General features: G+C 55.5%; 18 protein-coding genes and 1 tRNA gene. 11 read left to right on the forward strand and 8 right to left on the reverse strand.

Translation table 11 applies throughout. The features are described 5' to 3' along the window. Positions 1 to 76: 76 nt before the first annotated feature. The 3 genes from ptrA to recD are packed head-to-tail and all read left to right on the forward strand — an operon-like array spanning position 77 to position 8348. A complete protein-coding gene (gene ptrA / locus AAIE03_RS01240) occupies positions 77 to 2968 on the forward strand; it encodes a pitrilysin (RefSeq protein WP_498562712.1) in 2892 nt (963 codons plus the stop codon). Next, positions 2965 to 6504, forward strand: coding sequence for an exodeoxyribonuclease V subunit beta (gene recB / locus AAIE03_RS01245; RefSeq protein WP_019104745.1), 3540 nt, complete (start codon positions 2965 to 2967; stop codon positions 6502 to 6504). Before ptrA ends, recB begins: the two co-directional genes overlap by 4 nt. Beyond that, positions 6501 to 8348, forward strand: coding sequence for an exodeoxyribonuclease V subunit alpha (gene recD / locus AAIE03_RS01250; RefSeq protein WP_014605147.1), 1848 nt, complete (start codon positions 6501 to 6503; stop codon positions 8346 to 8348). Before recB ends, recD begins: the two co-directional genes overlap by 4 nt. A gap of 34 nt (positions 8349 to 8382) precedes the next feature. Here recD and argA read toward each other — a convergent pair whose 3' ends face one another. Next, the gene (argA, locus tag AAIE03_RS01255) at positions 8383 to 9711 is read right to left on the reverse strand and encodes an amino-acid N-acetyltransferase (protein WP_013026976.1); all 1329 of its coding nucleotides are present in this window, start codon (positions 9709 to 9711) and stop codon (positions 8383 to 8385) included. 233 nt (positions 9712 to 9944) lie between these two features. Between argA and amiC the strand changes: the two genes are divergently transcribed. Further along, positions 9945 to 11189 (forward strand): N-acetylmuramoyl-L-alanine amidase AmiC, encoded by a 1245-nt coding sequence (gene amiC, locus AAIE03_RS01260; RefSeq protein ID WP_013026975.1) that lies wholly within the window; start codon positions 9945 to 9947, stop codon positions 11187 to 11189. 130 nt (positions 11190 to 11319) lie between these two features. Here the strand turns inward: amiC and dsdA are convergent, their stop codons facing one another. Continuing rightward, positions 11320 to 12648 (reverse strand): D-serine ammonia-lyase, encoded by a 1329-nt coding sequence (dsdA, locus tag AAIE03_RS01265; RefSeq protein ID WP_105080791.1) that lies wholly within the window; start codon positions 12646 to 12648, stop codon positions 11320 to 11322. Positions 12649 to 12843: 195 nt separating this feature from the next. Beyond that, positions 12844 to 12920 (reverse strand) — tRNA-Met (locus tag AAIE03_RS01270). Between the two features lie 204 nt (positions 12921 to 13124). On the opposite strand from AAIE03_RS01270, the gene mltA reads away from it, so the two are divergent. Further along, the gene (mltA, locus tag AAIE03_RS01275) at positions 13125 to 14273 is read left to right on the forward strand and encodes a murein transglycosylase A (RefSeq protein ID WP_014605149.1); all 1149 of its coding nucleotides are present in this window, start codon (positions 13125 to 13127) and stop codon (positions 14271 to 14273) included. A 49-nt stretch (positions 14274 to 14322) separates the two neighbouring features. After that, the gene (gene tcdA, locus AAIE03_RS01280; RefSeq protein WP_014594469.1) at positions 14323 to 15123 is read left to right on the forward strand and encodes a tRNA cyclic N6-threonylcarbamoyladenosine(37) synthase TcdA; all 801 of its coding nucleotides are present in this window, start codon (positions 14323 to 14325) and stop codon (positions 15121 to 15123) included. Here the strand turns inward: tcdA and csdE are convergent. Continuing rightward, positions 15120 to 15569, reverse strand: a complete 450-nt coding sequence (gene csdE / locus AAIE03_RS01285) for a cysteine desulfurase sulfur acceptor subunit CsdE (RefSeq protein WP_014594468.1) — start codon at positions 15567 to 15569, stop codon at positions 15120 to 15122. The two genes, tcdA and csdE, sit on opposite strands and share 4 nt — an antisense overlap. A gap of 2 nt (positions 15570 to 15571) precedes the next feature. Next, on the reverse strand, positions 15572 to 16780 hold the full coding sequence (gene csdA / locus AAIE03_RS01290; RefSeq protein ID WP_014594467.1) for a cysteine desulfurase CsdA: 1209 nt from the start codon (positions 16778 to 16780) through the stop codon (positions 15572 to 15574). Positions 16781 to 16991: 211 nt separating this feature from the next. On the opposite strand from csdA, the gene AAIE03_RS01295 reads away from it, so the two are divergent. From AAIE03_RS01295 to rlmM, 4 genes are all read left to right on the forward strand, one after another. Further along, positions 16992 to 17213: a YgdI/YgdR family lipoprotein gene (locus AAIE03_RS01295; protein WP_013026969.1), complete on the forward strand. Its 222-nt coding sequence runs from the start codon at positions 16992 to 16994 to the stop codon at positions 17211 to 17213. A gap of 336 nt (positions 17214 to 17549) precedes the next feature. Then, positions 17550 to 18467, forward strand: coding sequence for a transcriptional regulator GcvA (locus tag AAIE03_RS01300; protein ID WP_014594466.1), 918 nt, complete (start codon positions 17550 to 17552; stop codon positions 18465 to 18467). Positions 18468 to 18517: 50 nt separating this feature from the next. Then, positions 18518 to 18913, forward strand: a complete 396-nt coding sequence (locus AAIE03_RS01305) for a DUF423 domain-containing protein (RefSeq protein ID WP_014605150.1) — start codon at positions 18518 to 18520, stop codon at positions 18911 to 18913. Continuing rightward, the gene (gene rlmM / locus AAIE03_RS01310; RefSeq protein ID WP_013026966.1) at positions 18906 to 20006 is read left to right on the forward strand and encodes a 23S rRNA (cytidine(2498)-2'-O)-methyltransferase RlmM; all 1101 of its coding nucleotides are present in this window, start codon (positions 18906 to 18908) and stop codon (positions 20004 to 20006) included. The genes AAIE03_RS01305 and rlmM overlap by 8 nt, the downstream gene beginning before the upstream one ends. A gap of 42 nt (positions 20007 to 20048) precedes the next feature. On the opposite strand, the gene xni is transcribed toward rlmM, so the two are convergent. The 3 genes from xni to queF all read right to left on the reverse strand — a co-directional run bounded on the left by xni (position 20049) and on the right by queF (position 23220). After that, on the reverse strand, positions 20049 to 20807 hold the full coding sequence (gene xni, locus AAIE03_RS01315) for a flap endonuclease Xni (RefSeq protein ID WP_498562713.1): 759 nt from the start codon (positions 20805 to 20807) through the stop codon (positions 20049 to 20051). A 33-nt stretch (positions 20808 to 20840) separates the two neighbouring features. Then, on the reverse strand, positions 20841 to 22205 hold the full coding sequence (ppnN, locus tag AAIE03_RS01320) for a nucleotide 5'-monophosphate nucleosidase PpnN (RefSeq protein WP_014605152.1): 1365 nt from the start codon (positions 22203 to 22205) through the stop codon (positions 20841 to 20843). A 169-nt stretch (positions 22206 to 22374) separates the two neighbouring features. Then, on the reverse strand, positions 22375 to 23220 hold the full coding sequence (gene queF / locus AAIE03_RS01325; RefSeq protein WP_024471444.1) for an NADPH-dependent 7-cyano-7-deazaguanine reductase QueF: 846 nt from the start codon (positions 23218 to 23220) through the stop codon (positions 22375 to 22377). Positions 23221 to 23281: 61 nt separating this feature from the next. Between queF and syd the strand changes: the two genes are divergently transcribed. Then, on the forward strand, positions 23282 to 23830 hold the full coding sequence (syd, locus tag AAIE03_RS01330; RefSeq protein WP_014594463.1) for a SecY-interacting protein: 549 nt from the start codon (positions 23282 to 23284) through the stop codon (positions 23828 to 23830). Positions 23831 to 24214: the final 384 nt, after the last annotated feature.

Below are 24214 nucleotides of genomic sequence, written 5' to 3' on the forward strand. Positions count from 1 at the left end.
CACCAACGAACGTTTGTTGTATTTTCAGCCGCCAATGCGCTGGCAAGGCGGCTTTTGGGTAACGTAAGAGGTTTACATGCGCACACATGCACGCTTGATCCTGGCCATTCTGTTCAGCCTGGTGGCGTTTACGGTTCAGGCCGAAACGGGCCAGGGCTGGCAGCCCGTTAACAGTACCATCGGTAAAAGCGAACAGGATCCGCGTGAGTATCAGGCTATTACGCTGGATAATGGCATGACCGTGCTGCTGGTGTCAGACAAGGATGCTCCTAAATCGCTGGCGGCTTTAACCCTGCCGATTGGTTCACTGGACGATCCTGCGCAACAGGCTGGCCTGGCACATTATCTTGAGCACATGGTGCTGATGGGCTCAACGCGTTATCCGGAACCTGACAGCCTGGCGGACTTCCTCAAAAAGCATGGTGGCAGCCACAATGCCAGCACGGCGTCCTACCGCACCGCTTTTTACCTTGAAGTGGAAAACGATGCCCTTGCGCCTGCCGTCGATCGCCTGGCCGACGCCATTGCGGCACCGTTACTGGATCCGGTCAATGCCGATCGGGAACGTCATGCGGTCAATGCTGAGCTGACAATGGCGCGCGCGCGCGACGCTTTGCGCATGGGGCAGGTGGGGGCCGAGACGATCAATCCGGCCCATCCGGCAGCGCACTTCTATGGGGGCAATCTTGAAACCCTGCGAGATAAACCCGACAGTAACCTGCATCAGGCGCTGCTGGACTTTTACCACAGCCACTATTCTGCCAACCTGATGAAGGCCGTTATCTACAGCAACCAGTCCCTGGCGCAGATGGCCGCCATTGCGGCAGACACCTTTGGTCGGGTGGCTAACCACAATGCCAGCGTTCCGATGATTAACGAGCCTGTTGTCACCGAGGCGCAGCAGGGTATTCTTATTCATTATGTGCCTGCACAACCCCGTAAACAGCTCAAAATTGAGTTCCGCATTCCGAATAACAGCGATCGCTTCCGTAGTAAAACGGACACGCTCATCGGCTATTTAATTGGCAACCGTAGCTCCAATACGCTGGCTGACTGGCTGCAAAAACAGGGGCTGGCCGATGGCGTTAGCGCCGGAGCCGATCCGGTTACCGAGCGCAACAGCGGCATCTTTACGATCAGCGTCTCACTCACCGATAAAGGCCTCGCCCAACGCGACGACGTCGTGGCGGCCGTCTTTAGCTACATTGCCATGCTGCGCGAAAAAGGCATCGATCGTCGCTACTTCGACGAAGTTTCACATGTTCTGGCGCTGGATTTCCGTTATCCCTCCATTACCCGCAACATGGACTACATCGAGTGGCTGGCCGATACGATGCTGCGGGTACCGGTAGAGCATACGCTGGATGCCCCTTATCTTGCCGACCGCTACGATGCCGGGGCGATTCAGGCCCGTCTGGAAGAGATGACGCCGCAGAAGGCGCGCATCTGGTATATCAGCCCGCAGGAGCCGCACAACAGGCTGGCCTATTTCGTCAATGCGCCCTATCAGGTAGATAAAATTAGCGCTCAGACTTTTGCGCAGTGGCAGCAGCGCGGGCGCGGGATTCAGCTCGCGATGCCGGTGCTGAATCCCTATATTCCCGATGATTTTACGCTGGTTTCTGCCGCAGAGAAGGCCTATCGCCATCCGGTAAAGCTAGATAACGATTTCGGGATGCGTATTTACTGGATGCCAAGCCAGTTCTATGCGAATGAGCCCAAAGCCAGCATTACCGTGGCGTTGCGAAACCAGCAGGCCATCAGCGATGCGCGCCAGCAGGTGCTGTTTGGTCTGAATGACTATCTGGCCAGCCTGGCGCTGGATGAGTTGAGCTCACAGGCCTCCATTGGCGGTATCAGCTTTTCGACCAGTGAGAACGATGGTCTGGTCTTTAACGCCAGTGGCTTTACGCAGCGTCTGCCCGCCTTGCTTAAACAGCTGGTGGATCGTTACCGCACCTTCCAGCCCAGTGAGTCGCAGCTGGAGCAGGCTAAATCCTGGTACCTGGAGCGACTGGACGCGGCCGAAAAAGGCAAAGCCTTTGAGCAGGCTATTCAGCCAATGCAGCTCCTGTCGCAACTGCCTTATACTCAGCGAGAAACCCGCCGCAAACTGGTGAGCGGCATTACGCTGGATGAGGTGGTGGCTTACCGCGATGCGTTAATAAAAAATGCCACGCCGGAGATGATGGCGGTTGGCAACCTGAGCGCCGACAGCGTCACGCAGTTGGGGCGCGATCTGAAACAGCAGATGCAGTGCAAAGGGACTCACTACTGGCACAGCAACTACCTCAGCGTTGAAAAGCCGTTAAAGGCGAATCTGGAGCAGCACGGCAGCAGTACCGACTCTGCGCTGGCCGCGCTCTATATTCCTTTAGGCTATGACGAATACCAGAGCATGGCCAACAGCGCGATGCTCAGCCAGATCGTGCAGCCATGGTTTTACAATCAGCTACGGACGGAAGAGCAACTGGGCTATGCCGTCTTTGCCTTCCGGATGCCGGTGGGACGTCAGTGGGGAATTGGTTTTCTGTTGCAGAGTAACAGCAAGCAGCCCGCCTATTTGATGCAGCGCTATCAGGCATTTTATCCCCAGGCTGAGCAGCGTCTGCGTACGATGAGCCAGGCCGATTTTACGCAGTATCAGCAGGCGATGCTCAACGATCTCAGACAGCGTCCACAAACGCTGAACGAAGAAGCCGATCGTTTCAGCCGCGATTTCGATCGCCAGAACAACGATTTCGATACCCGGCAAAAGCTGATGGAGCAGGTCCAGCTGCTTACGCCTGCCGGCCTGGCCGATTTCTTTCATCAGGCCGTGATGCAGAAAAAAGGCATGGCCATGACGTCGCAGATCGCCGGAAGCGGCGAGCGTAAAATCGAATTTGCCCCGCTGCCTGGCTGGAGAACCTGGCAGGAAATCGCCAAACTGCAGCAGTCGCTGCCGGTAAAGAGTGAAACCCAATGATGCAGTCAAGACCCGAGTCGCTTAACCCGTTAACGCTGCCGCTGAACGGTGAACGGTTAATTGAGGCGTCAGCGGGGACCGGTAAAACCTTTACGATCGGCCTGCTCTATTTACGTCTGCTATTAGGGCTGGGCGGTGAGAACGCCTGGCGCAGGCCGCTGTCCGTCGAAGAGATTCTGGTGGTGACCTTTACCGAAGCCGCTACGGCTGAACTGCGCGGTCGTATCCGTGACAATATCCATCAGCTACGTCTGGCCTGCGTGCGTGGTAAAAGCCATAACCCCATGCACCAACAGCTGATGGAGCAGATCCCAGACCTGCCCCAGGCCGCGTCACAACTGCTGGCGGCCGAGCGACAAATGGATGAGGCGGCAATTTTTACCATCCACGGCTTTTGTCAGCGCATGCTTAACCTGAACGCTTTTGAATCGGGCATGCTGTTCGAGCAGGAGCTGATTGAAAACGAACAAACGCTGCTCCGACAGGCCACGGCCGATTTCTGGCGTCGCCAGTGTTATCCCCTGTCGCTGGATGTGGCCAGAGTCATTGCGGCGGAGTGGAGCGGGCCGGACAGTTTACTGACCACGCTGCGGCCCTGGCTGCAGGGGGAGTCACCGACGCTCAGGCGCCCACCTCGCCCAGAGGAAACGCTGGCCTCCCGCCATGCGGCCAATCTTGAGCGAATTAACGCCCTTAAGCAGCAGTGGCAGGCTGCCAGCGCCGATGTGGAAGGGCTCATTAGCGCGTCTGGTGTTGATAAGCGCAGTTATAGCAGTAAGCACTTACCTAACTGGGTGGCTAAAGTCACCCAGTGGGCACTCGATGACACGCTTGATTACCAGTTGCCCAAAGAGCTGGAGCGCTTTGGGCAGCAGGTGCTGCACGAGAAGACCAAAAAGGGCGAGGCACCGCAACATGCATTGTTTGATGCGGTAGATCGCTTTCTGGCCGAACCGCTGACGTTGCGAGACGTCATTATCTGGCAGGCCCTGACCGAGGTCCGCGAGGCGGTCCAGCGCGAAAAGCGTCAGCGCGCACTACTGGGCTTTGATGACCTGTTGAGCCGTCTGGATGAGGCGCTTCAACAGCCGGGCGGGGCACTGCTGGCGGAAACGATTCGCGGGCGCTTCCCGGTAGCGCTGATTGATGAATTCCAGGATACCGATCCGCAGCAGTATCGTATCTTTCGTACGCTGTATCTCCATCAGCCAGAGTTAGCCCTGCTGCTTATTGGCGATCCCAAACAGGCGATTTATGCCTTCCGTGGTGCGGATATCTTTACCTATCTGCGCGCCCGTAGTGAAGTTAGTGCTCACTACACATTAGATACTAACTGGCGCTCCTCGCCTGACATGGTGGACAGCGTTAACCGGCTGTTTTCACAGGTTGATTCGCCGTTTCTGTTCTCTTCCATTCCTTTTCTCCCGGTCAGTCCGGCTGCGCCTAATCAGGCCCTGAAGCTGATTTATCAGCAGCAACCGCAGCCCGCGCTGCGCTTCTGGCTTCAGCCGGGTGAAGGTGTGGGAGTAAGTGATTACCAACAATTTATGGCGCAGCAGTGTGCCGCGGATATCAGCCGCTGGCTGGTAGCCGGACAGCAGGGGCAGGCGCTGATTGGTAAAGGCGATGCCCTGCAGCCGGTTAAGGCATCGGACATTACCGTGCTGGTGCGCAGCCGTAACGAGGCCAGCCTGATCCGCGATGCGCTAAACAGCCTGTCGATTCCCTCCGTTTATCTTTCCAGCCGCGACAGCGTTTACACCACGCCGGAAGCGCGTGAACTGTTATGGCTCCTGCAGGCGGTTCAGTCACCTGAACAGGAGCGATTGCTGCGCAGCGCGCTGGCGACGTCCATCTTTGCTATTGATGCCGCCGAACTGGACGCGCTGGCGCAGAACGAACGCCACTGGGATGCACTGGTGGAGCAGTTTGTCAGCTGGCAGCAAATCTGGCATCAGCGCGGCGTTTTACCCATGCTGCGCGACGTGATGATCACGCGGCAACTGGCCGAAAATATGCTGGCATCAGACAATGGCGAACGGCGCTTAACCGATCTGATGCACCTGGGTGAACTCCTGCAGGAAGCGGCGGTTCAGCTCGACAGCACCCATGCGCTGGTGCGTTTTCTGGCACAGCAAATTGCCCGCCCCGATAGCCAGGCGGCCAGTCAGCAACTGCGTCTTGAAAGCGATCGTCATCTGGTGCAAATCGTCACCATTCATAAATCGAAAGGATTGCAGTATCCCCTGGTCTGGCTGCCCTTTGCCGCCGGATTCCGCGAGGCCGCCAGTGCGCTGTATCACGATCGTGAAAGCTTTGCTGCGATGCTGGACGTGCAGGGGGATGAGTACAGCCTGACGCTGGCAGAAGAGGAGCGCCTGGCAGAGGATTTACGCCTGCTCTACGTGGCACTGACCCGTTCGGTTCACCACTGCAGCGTAGGTATTGCACCGCTGATTAAGGGCGCGCGTAAAAAAGCGGGTGAAAGCGACTTGCACAAAAGCGCGCTCGGTTTCCTGGTGCAGCGCGGCGAAATCGCCGATGCCGCGCAGCTCAGTCAGCATCTGCAGGCGCTTGAGGGCGCGGGAATTGAGGTTATCAGCAGCGCGCTCCAGCCCGGGGCGATCTGGCATGAAGGCCTGGGCAGCAACGATGCGCTGAGCAGTCGGGAAATGACGCGAGCGCTGGCCGACAGCTGGCGCGTCACCAGTTATTCGGGTTTGCAGCAGCACGGTAGCTCACCGCTGCTGGACGCCTTGCCTAAATTTGATATCGACGCCGCAGGCGAAACGGCAGACGAAGAGGATACCCTGTTGACGCCGCACCATTTTCCGCGCGGTGCGGCACCCGGGACGTTTCTCCACGGATTGTTTGAATCAATCGATTTCACCGAACCGCCAGAGGCGCTGTGGCTGGAAGATCAGCTCCAGCAAAACGGGTATTCACTCAGTTGGCTTCCGGTCATTCAGCAGTGGATTGCGCGCGTCCTGACAACGCCGCTTAACAAGGAAGGCGTAACGCTGTCCAGTATTAACAGCCGCGACCGGCTGATTGAAATGGAATTTTATCTCCCGATCAATAACCTGCTGACCGCGACCGATCTGGATGCGCTGGTACGCCGGTACGATCCGCTGTCGCAGCGCGGTCCGGCACTGGATTTCCGCCAGGTGAAAGGCATGTTGAAAGGGTTCATTGATTTGGTGTTCCGCTGGCAGGGAAAATACTATCTGCTGGATTATAAATCGAACTGGCTGGGGGAAAGTCGTGCCGCATACACGCCCGAGGCGATGGAGCAGGCGATGATCGACCACCGCTACGATCTGCAATACCAGCTGTATACCCTGGCGCTGCACCGTTATCTCCAGCACCGTCTGGCAGGCTATGACTACCAACAGCATTTCGGCGGCGTCTTTTACCTGTTTCTGCGTGGCGTCGATGGCAGCCCGGACGACAACGGCATTTTCGCCACCCGACCCGACCCGGCGTTTATTGATGAAATGGACAGGCTGTTTGGCAATACAGAGGAAATGTTATGAGTGATATAAACGCCTTACTGCTCCAGGCAGTCGAAAAGCGTTTACTGCGACCTCTGGATATACAGTTTGCCCGCTTGATTGCGGACGACGCCCAGCCTTTTCTGCTGCTGGCAGCGGCCTGCGTCAGTGCCGATGCCGGAGAAGGTCACGTCTGTCTGCCGCTGGCTAATCTGAGCGAGGCCGGACTCTTTGCGGGGCGTCAGCCGGCCCTGGCCCAGGCACTGTGGCAGGCCGCAGGCGCGCCGGACGATGTGCATGCTGCACTGGCGGGCTGGTCAGCAATCAGTGATGGCAGTGCCGTCACCCCGCTGGTGCTGAGCCATGAGCGTTTGTATCTGCATCGCTTGTGGCAGAGCGAAGGGCAGGTTGCGCGCTTTTTTTCGTTGCAGCCCGACGAAGGAACATTTGATGCGCACCGGGCCAGCGAGGTACTGACCAGCCTGTTTGGCAGCCGTCCTGACGACTGGCAAAAGATTGCCGCAGCCGTGGCGCTGACGCGAAAAACCGCCGTGATTTCAGGTGGTCCGGGAACCGGTAAAACCACCACGGTGGCAAAGCTGCTGGCTGCGCTAATCCGATTGAATACGGTGCCGCTGCGCATACAGCTGGCGGCGCCCACGGGCAAAGCCGCGGCCCGTTTAACGGAGTCGCTGGGTAAAGCTCTACAGGGACTGGCCGTGAGCGAGGAAGAGCGCACCCGGTTCCCTGCGGAAGCGACGACGCTGCACCGCCTGCTGGGTGCACAACCGGACACGCAGCGTCTGCGCTATCACGCGGGCAACCTGTTGCATCTGGATGTACTGGTGGTCGATGAGGCCTCAATGGTCGACCTGAGCATGATGGCAAAACTGATCTCTGCCTTGCCACAGCATGCGCGCGTGGTCTTTCTGGGCGATCGCGATCAGCTGGCTTCGGTGGAGGCGGGCGCCGTGCTGGGGGATATTTGCCGCTGCAGCGAAACAGGATTTAGCCCGTCACGGGCTGCACAGCTGACGGCCCTGACCGGCTGCACGCTCACAGGCGACGATGTTGAGGCCGCGCCAGCCGTTCGCGACAGCATTTGCCTGCTGCGACAGAGCTATCGTTTTGATGAAAAGTCCGGAATAGGTCAGCTGGCACGGGCGGTGAACCAGGGCGATGCGCGCCAGATGAGCGCGATTTTTGCCGCCGGACACCAGGATGTTTCTTTTCAGCCGCTGAACGACGGCGACGCTTATCAGGCTATGCTGGACGAGGTAGCGCGGGGTTATAGCGATTATCTGCATGCCGTTCAGCATCAGGCTACGCCAGAGCAGGTTATTAACGCATTCAGCCGTTATCAGCTGTTGTGTGCCCTGCGTGAAGGGCCCTTTGGCGTGCACGGGCTGAATCAGCGCATTGAGCAACGCCTGATGCAGCTGCAGCGCATCAGACGTCCTGCGTTGGGCAGCCGCTGGTATGCGGGAAGGCCGGTAATGATCACCCGTAATGACAGCGCACTGGGGCTGTTTAACGGCGATATCGGTATTACTCTACGCGATGAGGAAGGCCAGCTCAGAGTCTTTTTTCCGTTGCCAGACGGCAGCGTGAAAGCGATTCAGCCCAGCCGTTTGCCGTCTCATGAAACCGCCTGGGTTATGACGGTACACAAGTCGCAGGGATCGGAGTTTGACCATACCGCGCTGGTCATGCCGACCCAGTTTCTGCCGGTGCTGACCCGCGAGCTGGTTTATACCGCAATTACGCGTGCGCGCAGTCAACTGACGCTTTACAGCGATCGTGCAATATTTGACCGCGCCGTACAGCTGCAAACGCAGCGGCGAAGCGGGCTGGTGGAAAGGTTAGGGGCGGCCGGGCAGGCGTAACAGCAAGGGCGGCATGGCTGCCGCCCGGTGACTGTCAGGTTAAATCCGCCATCAGCACCTTTGAGCGGCGCTGATAGTTGTACATCTCTTTCTTACTTTCTGGCAGCGACTCAATATCCACCGGCGTAAAACCGCGCTCCTGAAACCAGTGAATACTGCGCGTAGTCAGCACGAACAGTTTTTCCAGCCCCATTTGCCGAGCCTGTAGCGCGACGCGCTGCAACAGCAACTCGCCACGCGATGAACTGCGATAGTCCGGATGCACTGCGACGCAGGCCATTTCCCCAATCTTTTCATCCATAAACGGATAAAGCGCGGCACAGGCGATGGTCAGGTTATCGCGCTGGATGATGGTGAATTTATCGATCTCCATTTCCAGTTGCTCACGTGAGCGACGTACCAGAATGCCTTGCTGCTCCAGCGGGCGAATCAGCTCCAGAATACCGCCGATGTCGTTGATGGTGGCACGGCGGATCTGCTCGGCCGACTCCATCACAATCTGCGTCCCGATGCCGTCGCGCGAGAACAACTCCTGCAGCAGCGCACCGTCTTCCTGATAGCTGATGAGATGGCTGCGGCGCACGCCACTGCGACAGGCTTTTACCGCGCCCCGTAAAAAACGCACGGTACCTGAAAGAAAATCACCGTCGCTTTCCATTTCATCGATACGTGCCTGCGCATCGTTAGGAAAGAGCTCCGAGACAATATTGCCTTCACGATCGATCACGCCTTGTTCAGAACAGAAGCCAATCATCTTTTCGGCCTTGAGCTTAATGGCGAGCTGGGTGGCAACCTCTTCAGACGTCAGGTTAAAGCTTTCACCCGTCACCGACACCGCCACCGGGCCAAGCAGCACAATGGCATCGTTATCCAACTGACGATGAATGGCCTCTTCATCAATACGACGAATGCGTCCACTGTGGCAGTAATCCACCCCGTCATCCACGCCGAGCGGTTGAGCAATAATGAAGTTACCGCTCACCACGTTAATGTGCGCGCCCTGCAAAGGTGTGTTGTTCAGGCTCATTGAGAGCCGGGCCGTGATATCCAGCTGCAGCCGGCCTGCGGCCTGTTTGACGAGTTCCAGCGACTGAGCATCGGTCACACGGGTATATTTGTGGTAAGCCGGTTCCAGCTGATGTGCCGCCAGGCTGGCATCAATCTGTGGGCGCGCGCCATACACCACGACCAGACGGATACCGAGGCTATGCAGCAAGCCGATATCATTGACAATACTGGAGAAATTCTCATGCTCAATGGCTTCACCGCCGAGCATGATGACGAATGTCTTATCCCGATGCGCATTGATATAGGGAACGGTGTGGCGAAAACCCTGAACCAGTTCGGTACTACGTTCCTTCACGGCTAACCCTCAGTGAATGTTTATTCGTATTTTGTGTATTTTTATGCCTTTAGCCATCGTTTTGCAAGCGCTAATCCTGACGATAATTTACGTTTTTTTTGGTGCCAAAGCCGCTAACAGCCTGCATTATTTGGGGTTTCCGGGGTGACATTGCCTGCAGGATTGGATAAAGTTTTCGCCGCCATTTTATTTGGCTGCCGTTTTTTTAAACACTATATAACAGCTGGAGTGGCATGTCGGAAGGTAATCCCCTGGTTTCACGTAGACGATTATTAAAAGGTACAGGGGCGCTGTTACTGCTCAGCGTCAGCGGTGTGAGTATGGCCGCGACCAGCCATATTTTAGCGGTCCGCATCTGGCCCTCTTCCACTTACTCGCGTATGACGCTGGAGTCTAACGTCGCGCTTAAGTACAAGCAGTTTGCCCTGACGAACCCTGACCGCCTGGTCATTGATATCGATGGCTTGCATCTTAACTCAGTCCTTAAGGGCGTGAATCAGCACGTGCGTGTTGACGATCCTTTTATTAAAAGCGCCAGAGTGGGGCAGTTTGATGCCAATACCGTGCGCGTCGTACTGGAACTGAAACGCAACGTGTCCCCTAAAATCTTCAGCCTTGACCCGGTGTCCACGATCAAACACCGACTGGTGGTCGATCTCTATCCCAGCCAGGATAGCGTTGAAGATGATCCGCTTCTGGCATTACTTAAAGATTACAATCAGGGCGATCTGGAAAAAAATGAGGCCGTTCAGGCGCCTCTGCCCGGTAAAGCGGGACGCGATCGCCCGATCATCATCATGATCGATCCCGGGCATGGCGGTGAAGATCCCGGTGCCCACGGTAAACATAAAACACGTGAAAAGGATATCGTGCTGAAGATTGGCCGTCGGCTGAAAACCTTGATCGAAAAAGAGCACAACATGAAGGCTTACATGACCCGCAACGAGGATGTGTTTATTCCCCTGCGGGTGCGGGTTGCTAAAGCACGCAAGCAACGTGCCGACCTGTTTGTCTCAATTCATGCCGATGCGTTCACCAGCCGGGCCGCGCGCGGTTCTTCCGTGTTTGCGCTGTCGACCAGCGGCGCGACCTCTGCGGCGGCGCGTTTCCTGGCGCAAACCCAGAACGAAGCCGATCAGATTGGCGGCGTCAGCATGAGTGGAGATCGCTATCTGGATCACACCATGTTTGATATGGTGCAGCGCCAGACGATCCATGACAGCCTGAAGTTTGGTAAAGAAGTGCTGCACCGCATGGGGCGCATCAATCACCTGCACAAACGCACCGTGGATCAGGCCGGTTTTGCCGTGCTTAAGGCACCAGATATTCCCTCTATTCTGGTGGAGACGGCCTTTATCAGTAATGTTGAAGAAGAGCGTAAGTTGCGCACCACGCGCTATCAGCATCAGGTGGCAGAGGCGATCCTGGAAGGAATCAAAGCCTATTTTAAAAGCGGTGTCGCACTGGCTCATCGCTGAGTAACCCTCAGGAAAACGGCCGCTGGCGCATTTTCCTGGCCTGCTGAGACACCAGGACCGGAAAGCGATCCCACGCGGCTTCAGGATCAGGCCGCGCAGGTTGGCCTGCTGTTCAGAGGCCGCCGGGTGCTCAGCGCCCCTTTGCCAGATAACGGGCCATTTCGTCTTCCGGCACCATTCCGCCGCCCGTTGCCCAGACCAGATGTGTCGCCTGACCTAACTGCGCCGCGGTAAAACCGTGCATTTGCAGGTAAGCTGTGGCACTGCAGACGCGCTGGGGGCCAGCCATACCGGCGAGGGCCGAGGGCTCCAGCCGCAGGTCTTCTTCCTGCGCCAGCCAACTCAGCATGTCGTACAGGCTTTGATCGTCAAGCGTATAGAGCCCGTCCAGCAGGCGCTGCATGGATCGGCCAACGAAGCCGGAAGCGCGTCCGACCGCCAGTCCATCGGCTGCCGTGATATTGTCGATGCCGATGTCCTGTACCGAAATACCCTCGTGCAAACCCGTGCAGATGCCCAGCAACATGCAGGGAGAGTGGGTGGGTTCGGCGAACAGGCAGTGAACGTGTTCACCAAAAGCCAGCTTCAGACCAAAGGCGACGCCGCCGGGCCCACCGCCCACGCCGCAGGGTAAATACACAAATAACGGATGATGGCGGTCAACTACGCGGCCCTGCTGTTCAAACTGAGCCTTCAGGCGCTGCCCGGCAACGGCATAACCTAAAAACAGGGTGCGGGAGTTTTCATCGTCGATAAAGAAACAGTCCGGGTCGGACTCTGCCGCTTTACGTCCTTGCTCTACCGCTACGCCATAATCCTGTTGATACTCAATTACCGTGACGCCGTGACTGCGTAGTTTGGCTTTCTTCCATTCGCGGGCGTCCGCCGACATATGCACGGTAACTTTAAAGCCAAGACGGGCGCTGATGATGCCAATCGACAGGCCAAGATTACCGGTTGAGCCCACGGCAATACTGTACCGGTTAAAAAATTGCCTGAACGAAGGCGAGAGTAGCCTGCTGTAATCCTCTTCCCGGGTCAGTAAACCTGCATCCAGTGCCAGTTTCTCGGCATGGGTCAGCACTTCATAAATCCCACCACGCGCTTTGATTGAGCCAGAAATTGGCAGGTGGCTGTCTTTCTTCAACAGCAGCGTACCCGCAATGTGTTGTCCGTATTCCCTTTGTAGCCGCGCCTGCATCGCCGGTATGGCTACGAGCTCCGACTCAATAATTCCTCCCGTGGCGGCCGTTTCAGGAAAGGCCTGTGCCAGAAAAGGTGCAAACCGGTTCAGGCGTGCATGCGCCTCTTCAACATCCTGGGCCGTCAGGCCAACATGGGGTAAGGCTTCTGCGACGGTGGTCGTGGCGGGATTAAACCAGGTGGTTTCATTGAGCGCAATTAAATCCGCGACCTGCGGAAACTGAGTGGTCAGTGCAGCAATATTGTGGTTATTCATAGCAGACCTTGTGATGTCCGAATGAATCATCAAAACAGAAATATAGCGGCAAGAGCAATAGCTGCGGCTTGAACAGGGTTCTGTCTGAGTGGCAAACGCGAGAACAGCTTAAAAAGAGGAAGAGAAGGAGAGGTGACTACACTGGCGGTTGAGCGAATTTCAGAAACAAAAAAACACCCTTTCAGGTGTTTAAAGTGGTTGCGGGGGCCGGATTTGAACCGACGACCTTCGGGTTATGAGCCCGACGAGCTACCAGGCTGCTCCACCCCGCGTCCGTGGATGCGCACTATACTCCGCACGATGATTGTTGCAACCCCTTTTTGCCCTAAAAGGCTAAATTTGCTGTTAATTGATGAAGGATTCCTCCATTTGGTGATTTATTGCGCCGATATCCGTTATGACGAAACAGGATGGATTTCATTCTGATGACGGCTTTGCTATCGTCGCGTGGCGAACAGTTATAAAAAGAGATGAAGATGAAAGGACGTTGGGCGAAGTACGCACTTACTGGCGCATTTTTAGCGCTGCTGGCTGGCTGTAGCGGTAAGCCAACCGATCGGGGTCAGCAATATAAAGACGGCAAACTGGATCAGCCCCTTGCGCTGGTCAATCAACCTAATGCTAAAGGCCGCCCGGTTAACGGCCGGGACTTTGGTGAACAGGTCCGGCAGATTCAGTCTGCCTCCTCTGGCCTGTTTCTCCGCAACAACAGTACTTACAGTGCGGTAGAAAACTGGCTGATAGCCGGCGGCGACACGCGCCAGCTGCGCCAGTTTGGTCTGGACGCGTTTCAGATGGAAGGCACAGACAACTACGGCAACGTGCAGTTCACCGGGTACTACACGCCAGTCGTTGAGGCACGTTACACCCGTCAGGGTGAGTTCCAGTATCCCATTTACCGGATGCCGCCACGTAAGCGCGGACAAAAGCTGCCAAGCCGTGCTTCTATATATAGTGGTGGGTTGGACGATCGCTATGTGATTGCCTGGAGTAATTCACTCATCGATAACTTTATTATGGACGTACAGGGGAGCGGCTACGTTGATTTTGGCGACGGGCGTCCAATGCGCTTTTTTGGTTATGGCGGAAAAAACGGCTGGGGCTATCATAGCATCGGTAAAGAGCTGATCGATCGTGGCGAAGTGAAGCGAGAAGACATGTCCATGCAGGCGATTCGCCAGTGGGCTGACGAGCATTCTCCGCAGGAAGTGCGTGCGCTGTTAGAAACCAACCCTTCATTTGTGTTTTTCAAACCTGAAGACTATGTGCCGGTGCGCGGTGCCAGCGCTGTACCGCTGGTGGCGAAAGCTTCTGTGGCATCAGACCGCTCACTGATTCCTGCCGGAACGGTGTTGCTGGCAGAAGTGCCGCAGTTAAATGAAAAAGGGAAATTTAACGGTAAATATGAGATGCGAATGATGGTGGCGCTGGATGTTGGCGGTGCCATCAAAGGCCAGCACTTCGACATTTATCAGGGCGTGGGCCCGGATGCCGCTCATCTTGCCGGTTTCTATAACCATTATGGACGCGTATGGGTGCTTAAATCTGCCCCTGGCGCCGGTCAGCCGCTGTTCAGCAATGCGCAGGGCGGCAACAACGGCACCCTGTTGTTGGGTGCTAACTAATTTTTGATGTGGCGGGCGTTCTGGCCCGCACTCTGTAACAGGTTTGACTATGAAAGTGTTAAACGATGCCTGGCACCAGCGCTTTGGTGGCACGGCACGTCTTTATGGCCAGCAGGCTCTGCAGCGGTTTGCGGATGCGCATTTCTGCGTCATTGGGATTGGTGGCGTAGGTTCCTGGGCTGCAGAGGCATTGGTACGCACCGGTATCGGCAGGATTACCCTGATCGATATGGACGATGTCTGCATCACCAATACCAATCGTCAGATACATGCGATCCATGGCAACGTGGGTAAAGCCAAGACGGAAGTCATGGCGGATCGCCTGCGCGCCATTAATCCTGATTGTGAAGTGGTGTGCATTGATGATTTTATTACGCCGGAAAACACGGCGACCCTGCTGACGGGCGATATCGATTACGTGATTGATGCCATTGATAGCGTGCGGCCCAAAGCCGCGCTAATTGCCTGGTGTCGGCGCAACAAGATCCCGCTGGTCACTACCGGTGGCGCAGGCGGCCAGATCGATCCGACACAAATTCAGGTCACCGATTTAGCCAAAACGATCCAGGATCCGCTTGCGGCCAAACTGCGCGAGCGCCTTAAACAGTTTGGTGTCGTGAAGAACAGCAAAGGCAAGCTGGGCATTGACTGCGTATTTTCTACTGAGGCGCTGGTTTATCCGCAGGCGGATGGCACGGTTTGCGCCTCACGCAGTACGGCAGAAGGGCCGAAAAGAATGGACTGCGAATCCGGGTTTGGCGCGGCAACGATGGTGACGGCCACCTTCGGCTTTGTTGCGGTATCCCATGCCCTGAAGAAGTTTCTGGCGCGCGCGGCGCGCCAGGCTTAACCCTGATACCGTTGGGCACTCTGCCGCACGGCGTCAGCCAGCGCTTTCAGGCCACTGCTGCGTGATGCGCTAAGCTGAGCGCGCAGGCCCAGCGCCTCAAACAGATCGAGCGGATCGGACGCCAGCAACTGAGCTGGCGTCTTGCCTTCAACGGCGGTTAGCAACACGGCCAGCAGACCGCGCACGATACGACCTTCGCTGTCTCCATAGAAGTGCAGGGTACCCTTCTCTCCCAGTTGACTGCCGAACCAGACGCGGTTTTCGCAGCCGCTCAGTTCGATATCCGCTGTTTTTAACGCGTCAGGCAACCCGGGTAACTGCCGTCCCAGTAAAATCAGCTGCCGGTAGCGATCTTCCCACTGATGAAAGCGGGAGAAGGTAGCCTGTAAATCAGCCGTGGTGATTTCAGCGCCGAATGGGTGAGGCGCTAACAGCGGTGTGTTCATTATTAAAACTCCGATAACAGATCGATGGCGCTGCGCATGGCGCGCAGCAGGGCATCGACATCCTGAAGATTATTATAAGGTGCAAACGAAACGCGCAGCGTGCCGTCAACGCCCAATGCCGCCATCAATGGCTGAGCGCAATGCTGACCCGCCCGCAGGGCGATACCGTGCTCGGCCAGAAGCGTCACGATGTCGCTGTGATGAATGCCTTGAATGTCGAAGGCCAGCAGGCTGGCACTGCCACAGCGGAAGCTACGAAAGCCGGGCAGTTCAGCCAGTTGCTCCTCGGCCAGGCTGGCAAGCTGCTGGCTCCACATCTCGGCTTTGCGCATATCCAACTGCTTCAGCCAGCCGAGCGCGGCGCTTAACCCGGTAACGCCAGCAACGTTGGGTGTGCCCGCCTCGAAACGCCAGGGAACGGGCTGCGGCGTAAAGCCGGTAAAATCGACCTGTGTCAGCATCTTTCCGCCGCCCTGTAAGGGAAGCATCTCTTCCAGCTGTTCCGCTTTTCCGTACAGCACGCCAATGCCCATTGGCCCGTAGAGCTTGTGGCCGGAAAAAGCATAAAAATCAATATCCAGCGCCTGCACATCCGGTGGGCAATGCACCACGCCCTGAGCGCCATCCACCATGACTTTTGCGCCTGCTGCGTGGGCCAGCGCAATGGCCTGCGCTAAATCGGGACAGCCGCCGGTCACGTTAGACATCTGCCCGACCGCCAGCAGCCGGGTCCGGTTGTTAATCAGCGCAGGCAGCAGTGAGATATCCGGCAGGCGATCGGCACCAATCGGCCATTTCACCACCCGCGCGCCGCTGGCCTGCGCAACCATCAGCCAGGGCACCAGATTCGCATGATGTTCTGCCTCACTGACAATTATCTCATCGCCAGGTTGTAAACGCGGCGCTAACCAGCCATGCGCCACCAGGTTTATCGCATCAGTGGTGCCGCGCGTCCATACGATCTGGCGATCGCTGGCGGCATTCAGCCAGTGTGCCACCATGCTACGCGCCTGTTCGTACTGCTCCGTTAACTGGCGGGCAGCAGCAAACTGGCTCCGGTGAACGGTGCCAGCGCTCAGGCTGTAGAATTGCTGCGTCGCGTCTATCACCGTCTGCGGTTTCAGCATGGTGGCGGCACTGTCAAGATAGACACCGGCATCGTTTAGCGCAGGAAACTGCTGACGAAATGAAGAAGGGTTGAAGGCGCTCATACGTGGCTCACAGGTTGTTAATTTTCAGGTCCAGGCTGAAAGATGGCTGTCTGTCTGGCAAAGCTGGAAAAGCGGGTTATGCTGAGTATTGCAAGGTATAAACTTAACCCGCATGGCGAGACGACCTACTTACAGTCGATCGCACTTGACCGTTTCTTTGGTCAGCGTAACGCGGGGGGTTTGGTGCAATCAATCTGCAAGGAGATAGAAGATGAAAAAACTCGCCGCAATGCTGGCCATTTGTACAATGGCCTTTACCCTGGCTGCCTGTTCAAGCAACTACGTGATGCATACCAATGATGGACGCACTATCGTCGCTGAAGGCAAACCAAAGGTCGATACTGACACCGGTATGATCAGCTATAAAGATGCGAATGGCAATGAGCAGCAGATTAACCGTTCAGATGTGAAAGAAATGGTTGAAATGAAGTAATCAGCCCATAAAAAAAGCACCGCAATTTGCGGTGCTACTCAATATCACAATGGACAGACAGGGTAAATCTACAGGAATTAAAAAAGCTTGATCTGTAAAGGTCAGACCAAAATTGCAAACACAACATCACGACCACAAGCCAAAAGCTTTCAGAAAATCTGCGAACTCACTCACAAATCTAAAAACTTTTCGTTCCGGCTCAGGAAGTAGCGCAACTATAGGTATTTGCTGGAGCTTCATCAACGGACAATTTATAATGTCTCGGATTATAAATTCTAATACGTAAAGCCTTTGTATTAGTTCGCGTATTTTTTGCCAGGCTGGCTATGGATAACCATGTCAAAACGTCTTCCTCCCCTTAATGCACTGCGGGTTTTCGATGCCGCAGCACGCCATTTAAGCTTTACCAAAGCGGCTGAAGAGCTGTTTGTCACCCAGGCTGCCGTCAGCCATCAGATCAAATCACTGGAAGATTTTCTGGGATTAAAGCTGTTCAGGCGGAGGAATCGTTCGCTTTTGCTCACGGAAGAGGGGCAAAGCTACTATCTGGACATTAAAGAAATCTTCTCTGCCCTGAATGAAGCCACGCGCAAGCTGCAGGCACGCAGTGCCAAAGGCGCGCTCACGGTCAGTTTACTGCCGAGTTTTGCCATTCAATGGCTCGTGCCGCGCCTCTCCAGCTTTAATCTGGCTTATCCGGGAATCGATGTCCGTATCCAGGCCGTTGACCGCGATGAGGAGAAACTGGCCGACGATGTGGACGTGGCGATTTTCTATGGTCGGGGCAACTGGCCTGGCTTACGGGTGGAAAAACTCTACGCAGAATACCTGCTGCCGGTCTGTTCTCCGGCGTTGATGACCGGGGAAAATCCGCTTAAAACCCCTATGGATCTTGCTCGCTTTACTCTGCTGCATGATGCGTCGCGTCGTGACTGGCAATCCTATATTCGTCAGCTCGGCGTTCAGCATATCAACGTTCAACAGGGCCCCATCTTCAGTCACAGCGCCATGGTGTTGCAGGCGGCGATTCATGGTCAGGGCGTGGCATTGGCCAATAACGTTATGGCGCAGAGCGAAATCGAAGCGGGGCGGTTGATTTGTCCGTTTAATGACGTTTTAGTGAGCAAAAATGCTTTTTATCTGGTTTGTCATGACAGCCAGGCAGAACTGGGTAAAATAGCCGCCTTTCGACAGTGGATCCTCGCTAAAGCGGCAACCGAACAAGAAAAATTCCGCTTTCGTTATGATCAGTAACTTTTTGATTTTTTTGCAGGGACCTGCAAACGCACCTTGAGGATAGATTGATGTCCAGACGTGCCATGTTTATTTTTGCGGCCATCAGCGGCTTTTTCCTGGTGGCATTTGGTGCTTTTGGTGCTCACGTGTTGAACAAAACGCTGGGAGCCACTGAAATGGCCTGGATTCACACCGGGCTGGAATATCAGGCTTACCATACGCTGGCTGTACTGGGGCTGGGTGCGGCAATGCTGTATCGCTGTAACATCTGGTTTTACTGGAGCAGTGCGTCTATGGCGCTGGGAACCGTATTATTTAGCGGCAGCCTCTATTCACTGGCGCTGTCGCATTTAACGTTTTTTGTATTTATCACGCCAGTCGGAGGCCTATTCTTCCTCGTCGGCTGGCTATTGATGTTGATTGGCGCACTGCGTCTTAAAACCAAGGCAGAACGCCATGAATAAAGTTTTACTGTATTGCCGCTCCGGCTTTGAAAAAGAGTGTGCGGCAGAGATTAGTGCGAAAGCAGCAGAGCGTAACGTCTACGGCTTTCCACGGGTAAAAGAAGATGCCGGTTATGTGCTGTTTGAATGCTATCAGCAGCCCGATGCGGAAAGGCTGATTCGGGAACTGCCATTTGAAACCCTGATTTTCGCCCGCCAGATGCTGGTTGTCGGCGAGCTGCTGCGTGACTTGCCCCAGGACGATCGTATTTCGCCGATCGTTGGCATGTTAAGCGGTGTGGTCGAGAAAGGCGGCGAGCTGCGTGTTGAGGTGCCTGACACCAATGAAGCAAAAGAGCTCACCAAATTCTGCCGCAAGTTTACCGTTCCCCTGCGTGCCAGCCTGCGTGAGAGCAAAATTCTGCTTAATTACGAGAGCCCAAAACGTCCGGTCGTGCACGTGTTCTTTATTGCTCCCGGTACCTGTTACGTGGGCTATTCGCTGCCAGAAAACAATTCCCCCTTTTATATGGGCATTCCGCGTCTTAAGTTTCCCTCTGATGCGCCAAGCCGTTCAACGCTTAAGCTGGAAGAGGCTTTCCACGTTTTTGTGCCCGCCGACGAGTGGGATGAGCGGTTAGCCAGCGGCATGTATGCGGTGGATCTGGGCGCCTGCCCTGGCGGCTGGACGTATCAGCTGGTACAGCGCAGCATGATGGTCTACGCCGTGGATAACGGCCCCATGGCACCGAGTCTGATGGATACCGGACAGGTCTTTCACGAACGCGAAGACGGTTTCCGCTTTCGCCCACCGCGCACCAATATCAGCTGGCTGGTCTGCGACATGGTGGAAAAACCGGCTCGCGTGGCCAATCTGATGGCGGACTGGCTGGTGAATGGCTGGTGTCGTGAGGCCATTTTCAACCTGAAGCTGCCCATGAAGAAGCGGTATGAAGAAGTCACGCAAAATCTGGCCATGATCGAGCAGCGCCTCACGGAAAATGGTATTAATGCGCAAATTCGCGCACGCCAGCTCTACCACGATCGTGAAGAAGTAACGGTGCATATTCGTCGTATCTGGGCCGCGGTCGGTGGCCGTCGCGACGAGCGCTAATCGAACCGATCGGGCGCGATGGCGCCCGATCGGTTGACGATGCTAGTCACCGCTGTAACGCAGTAAATTCAGATTTCCTTCCAGCACCAAATCCTGTTTCAGCCGGGCGACGTCGCGGCTTATAAACGCCATCTCTTGCCCTGTCTGCAGTTTATTGCGCCATTTGGTGGGGACCTGATCCAACTGTTGGTAAAGCGATTCCAGTGAGCCAAACTGCTGCAGCAGTTCCCGGGCGCTTTTGGGGCCGATGCCCGCGATACCCGGGATTTTACTGCTGCTGATGCCGCATAATCCCCAGTAGTCGGGCAGCACAGTGGGCGCAACGCCAAACTCCGTTTCAATAAACGGCAAATCCAGCCAGCGCTTCTGAAAATAATCGCGGATGCGAATGTCCGGTGCCAGTAGCTGACAGTAGCCTTTGTCGGTGGAAACGATAGTGGCCTGATGGCCCGCCCGCGCCATTTTTACCGCCAGCGTGGCCGCCAGATCGTCGGCTTCATCCTGTTCGGCAATCCAGCAGCTCACGCCCGCGGCCCGAAACGCCGCCTGCAAAGCGGGCATTTCAGCCTGAAAATCTTCCGGCATGGGCGGGCGACCGCTTTTATAGTCGGGCAGCAGCTGATGCCGCCATCCCTGATGGCGCGCTTCCCCGTCAAACACGGCCACAACGTGAGAAGGACGCGTGTGGCCGAGAAGCTGGCGCAATGCCGCCACGCAGCCGTCCAGACAGGGAGAGCCTTGAACGGCGTGAAGGCGGCGAATGAGATTGAGTGCATCAACAATAAGTAAGTGATGTGACATAAGGTACGGGCAGCCCGGCGGCTGCCTCCTGATTTACTTAATGATTTCGTAGCACGGGATATAGGCAGTACCTGGCAGTTTCATACGCTGCTGCGCCACAAAGCCCTGTAGCAGTTCATCCATGCGGTGCATGATGTCGGCATCACCGTGCAGTTTATAAGGGCCTTTTTCCCGGATCTCACGGATGCCCATCTCTTTAACGTTACCTGCCACAATGCCCGAGAACGCCCGGCGCAGGTCGGCTGCCAGTTTTTCCGGCGGCTGGTTAGTGTAGAGATTGAGATTGGCCATATTTTCATGCGTTGGCATAAAGGGCACCTGCAAATCCTGCGCGATGCGGATAGACCAGTTAAAGCTGTAGGCATCACCCGTTTCGCGGCGGTGTTCTTTCACCTGCGGCATCGCTTTTCTCATCAGGCGGGCCACCTCGGCGGCATCATCAATAATGATCTGATAATGCTTACGTGCCTGCTCCCCGAGCGTGCTGACAATAAAGTCATCCAGCACACGGAAATAGTCGGCGCTTTCTTTCGGCCCGGTCAGAATGAGCGGCAGAACCTGATGCTCATTTTGCGGATTCATCAGAATGCCCAGCAGGTAAAGAAACTCCTCTGCCGTCCCCACGCCGCCAGGGAAAATAATGATGCCATGTGCAATGCGTACAAAGGCTTCCAGACGTTTTTCGATGTCCGGCATGATGATCAGTTCGTTCACCAGCGGGTTAGGCGGTTCAGCCGCGATAATCGACGGCTCGGTTAAACCGATAAAGCGGCTGTCGCGGTAGCGTTGCTGTGCATGGCCTACCGCCGCCCCCTTCATGGGCGCTTCCATCACGCCCGGGCCACAGCCGGTACAAATATTCAGTTCACGCAGGCCCAACTGCGTACCGACGTTACGACAGTACTGGTATTCCACCGCGTTAATCGAGTGGCCGCCCCAACAGACAACGGTATTGGGATATTCGCCCACGTGTAATGCCCGGGCATTACGCAGAATAGAAAACACGGTGTTGGTAATCATGACCGAATCGTTGTCTTCTGCGCAGGGTAACCGGCCGGAACTGGCTAACTGGCCGTTAACAAACAGGATATCGCGCAGCACGGCAAACAGGTTAGCCTGCAGTGAACGAATAATATGGCCGTCAACAAAGGCCTCTTCGGGGGGATTGATCAGTTCAAGCTTGATACCGCGCTCGCGGCGCAGCACGTTAATATCGAAGTTCTCAAAGCGGGACAGGAGCTCGTGGCTGCTGTCAGTCTGGCTGCCAGAATTGAGCACGGCGAGCGAGCAGTTACGGAAAAGTTGATATAAATCGCTGCTGGCTGTGCGCTTCAGCATATCTACTTCCAGTTGGGAGAGCAGATCCATAGAGCCAAGAGGGCTGACATGTGTAATCAAATGAACTCCTTTGCACCCGCTGGGGTGATGGCTGACACTGCAAATGCAGTGACGAAAATCCCTGGTTGGCAATCCACTGTATGCCGCCTTGCCCAGAGTAGCCTTGTCGGCAGGGCTGACTCAAGTGGAACGCTATAGTTGACCGGCAGCCTGAGAAATACCTCGCAAACTACTGACGAACCAGACGAGAATGACCCGGCGTAAAGGGCACATTACTGCGCCATGGATTAATATCCAGTCCGCCCCGACGCGTATAGCGCGCGTAAACGGTGAGCTGTTCGGGCTGACAAAAACGCATCAGGTCATTGAAGATACGCTCAACGCACTGTTCATGAAACTCATTATGCTGACGAAATGAAATGATGTAGCGCAGCAGCGCTTCGCGATCGAGCCGTGGGCCCTTATAGCGAATCATCACCGAGCCCCAGTCAGGCTGATTCGTGATCAGACAGTTGGACTTCAGCAGGTGACTGACCAGCGTTTCTTCCACCTGTTCCTGACCGGCTGCGTTAATCAGATAATCGGCATTGAAGGCATAATCTTCAATTTCGATATCCTGCTCATCTATGCAGTAGCCTGCAAAGTGTCCCACAGGTTGACCTTCAATTTCATTTAACCGAAACAGCGCGACGCGCACCTCGCCTTCGGCACAGACACGCAGATCCTGCTCCAGCGTCTGGCGCACCTCGCCCCAGTCTGCGAACCGCGTCTGGTTAAAGCTGTTAAGATAGAGTTTGAAACTCTTGGACTCGATAAGATTACGACTGTGGGCGTCCAGCACCACTTCGCCAACCGCCACCTGTGGAACGCCTTTGCTGTTGAGCCAGGAGAGTTCATACAGCGTCCAAATATCGCCTCCCGTAAAAGGCAGGTTATCAGGATAAAGGCCGAGTGGTTCGCGGTTCATGCTGCGCGGAACGGCCTGTAATAAGCTGTTGTCGTAGCGATCGTGATAAGCTGTGGGCTTGCCAAGCGTCAGGTTGCTGAGCGCCGGATCCGGCTGATAAGAAGACATAACGGTTACCACTGAGGTCATCAAAGTGAGTAAGTGTAACCTATCAGAAGTGAGAATTTGAATGATGCAGCAAACGGCTGAAGCGTTAACTGATTTTACCACCCGATACTGTCTGCACTGGCAGCAGAATAATGGCCATGCACCGGCCAGTCGCGATCTTTATGGCGTTCCTTCACCCTGCCTGATTGAAAATCGTGGCGAGCGGGCGCTGTGGCAGCCGCAGCCCTTTAGCCTGCCGCCGTCTCTGGATGCCGTTGAGCGCGCGCTGGATATCCAGCTCCAGCCGCAGATTACTGCATTTTATACCCACCAGTTCGCGGGAGACATGCGCGCCACTCACGACCAAAACAGGCTAACGCTTCTGCAGGTCTGGAGCGAAGAGGACTTTGTCCGACTGCAGGAAAATCTGATTGGTCATTTAGTGATGCAGCGCCGGCTGAAGCAGGCGCCGACGCTGTTTATCGCGACAACGGATTCCGAAGAAAACATTATCTCGCTGTGTAACCTGAGCGGACATGTCATTCTGGAAACCCCAGGGCGCAAACATCGCCAGACGCTGGCACCTGATATCCCATCATTTCTTAATGATTTACAACCGCTTAGTGACTAGTTGCAGATATCCGCTATCGACGGTGTGAGAGATCTCTTACAAGCTCTGTGAGAGATCGCTCTATCCTTCACGCAGTGATCATTTCGGAAAGATGTAAAAATATTGTAAATCATTAACTTATTAGCTGCGCTGATGAGCGCTTTTCATAAGATATCGTTATAAGGCGTTTTACCACCTTGTGCTCTGAGTAATTTCTGACGAGAATATCACTCGCGGACAGGATGTCCTGGACAACAGGAGCCGTCAGGATGACGGTAGCCAGGAGGCCGGAGCGTAACGGAGTTTACGTCACAAGGAAGGCTTCAGGATGAAGCAGGACACTCTGGATTGAGTTAAAGGACACCTCCAGGACGGAGAATGAGAGCTCCTCAGAAGAGGTGGCGG

It is taken from the genome of Pantoea sp. Ae19-2, from assembly GCF_059801205.1.

Coding starts and splice junctions, on each gene's coding strand:
- AAIE03_RS01300 (WP_014594466.1), top strand. CDS start 17,550: ATGTCAAAACGTCTTCCTCCCCTTAATGCACTGCGGGTTTTCGATGCC.
- dsdA (WP_105080791.1), bottom strand. CDS start 12,648: ATGAATAACCACAATATTGCTGCACTGACCACTCAGTTTCCGCAGGTC.
- queF (WP_024471444.1), bottom strand. CDS start 23,220: ATGTCTTCTTATCAGCCGGATCCGGCGCTCAGCAACCTGACGCTTGGC.
- rlmM (WP_013026966.1), top strand. CDS start 18,906: ATGAATAAAGTTTTACTGTATTGCCGCTCCGGCTTTGAAAAAGAGTGT.
- recB (WP_019104745.1), top strand. CDS start 2,965: ATGATGCAGTCAAGACCCGAGTCGCTTAACCCGTTAACGCTGCCGCTG.
- mltA (WP_014605149.1), top strand. CDS start 13,125: ATGAAAGGACGTTGGGCGAAGTACGCACTTACTGGCGCATTTTTAGCG.
- tcdA (WP_014594469.1), top strand. CDS start 14,323: ATGAAAGTGTTAAACGATGCCTGGCACCAGCGCTTTGGTGGCACGGCA.
- ptrA (WP_498562712.1), top strand. CDS start 77: ATGCGCACACATGCACGCTTGATCCTGGCCATTCTGTTCAGCCTGGTG.
- amiC (WP_013026975.1), top strand. CDS start 9,945: ATGTCGGAAGGTAATCCCCTGGTTTCACGTAGACGATTATTAAAAGGT.
- csdA (WP_014594467.1), bottom strand. CDS start 16,780: ATGAGCGCCTTCAACCCTTCTTCATTTCGTCAGCAGTTTCCTGCGCTA.
- recD (WP_014605147.1), top strand. CDS start 6,501: ATGAGTGATATAAACGCCTTACTGCTCCAGGCAGTCGAAAAGCGTTTA.
- xni (WP_498562713.1), bottom strand. CDS start 20,807: ATGTCACATCACTTACTTATTGTTGATGCACTCAATCTCATTCGCCGC.
- syd (WP_014594463.1), top strand. CDS start 23,282: ATGATGCAGCAAACGGCTGAAGCGTTAACTGATTTTACCACCCGATAC.
- AAIE03_RS01295 (WP_013026969.1), top strand. CDS start 16,992: ATGAAAAAACTCGCCGCAATGCTGGCCATTTGTACAATGGCCTTTACC.
- AAIE03_RS01305 (WP_014605150.1), top strand. CDS start 18,518: ATGTCCAGACGTGCCATGTTTATTTTTGCGGCCATCAGCGGCTTTTTC.
- csdE (WP_014594468.1), bottom strand. CDS start 15,569: ATGAACACACCGCTGTTAGCGCCTCACCCATTCGGCGCTGAAATCACC.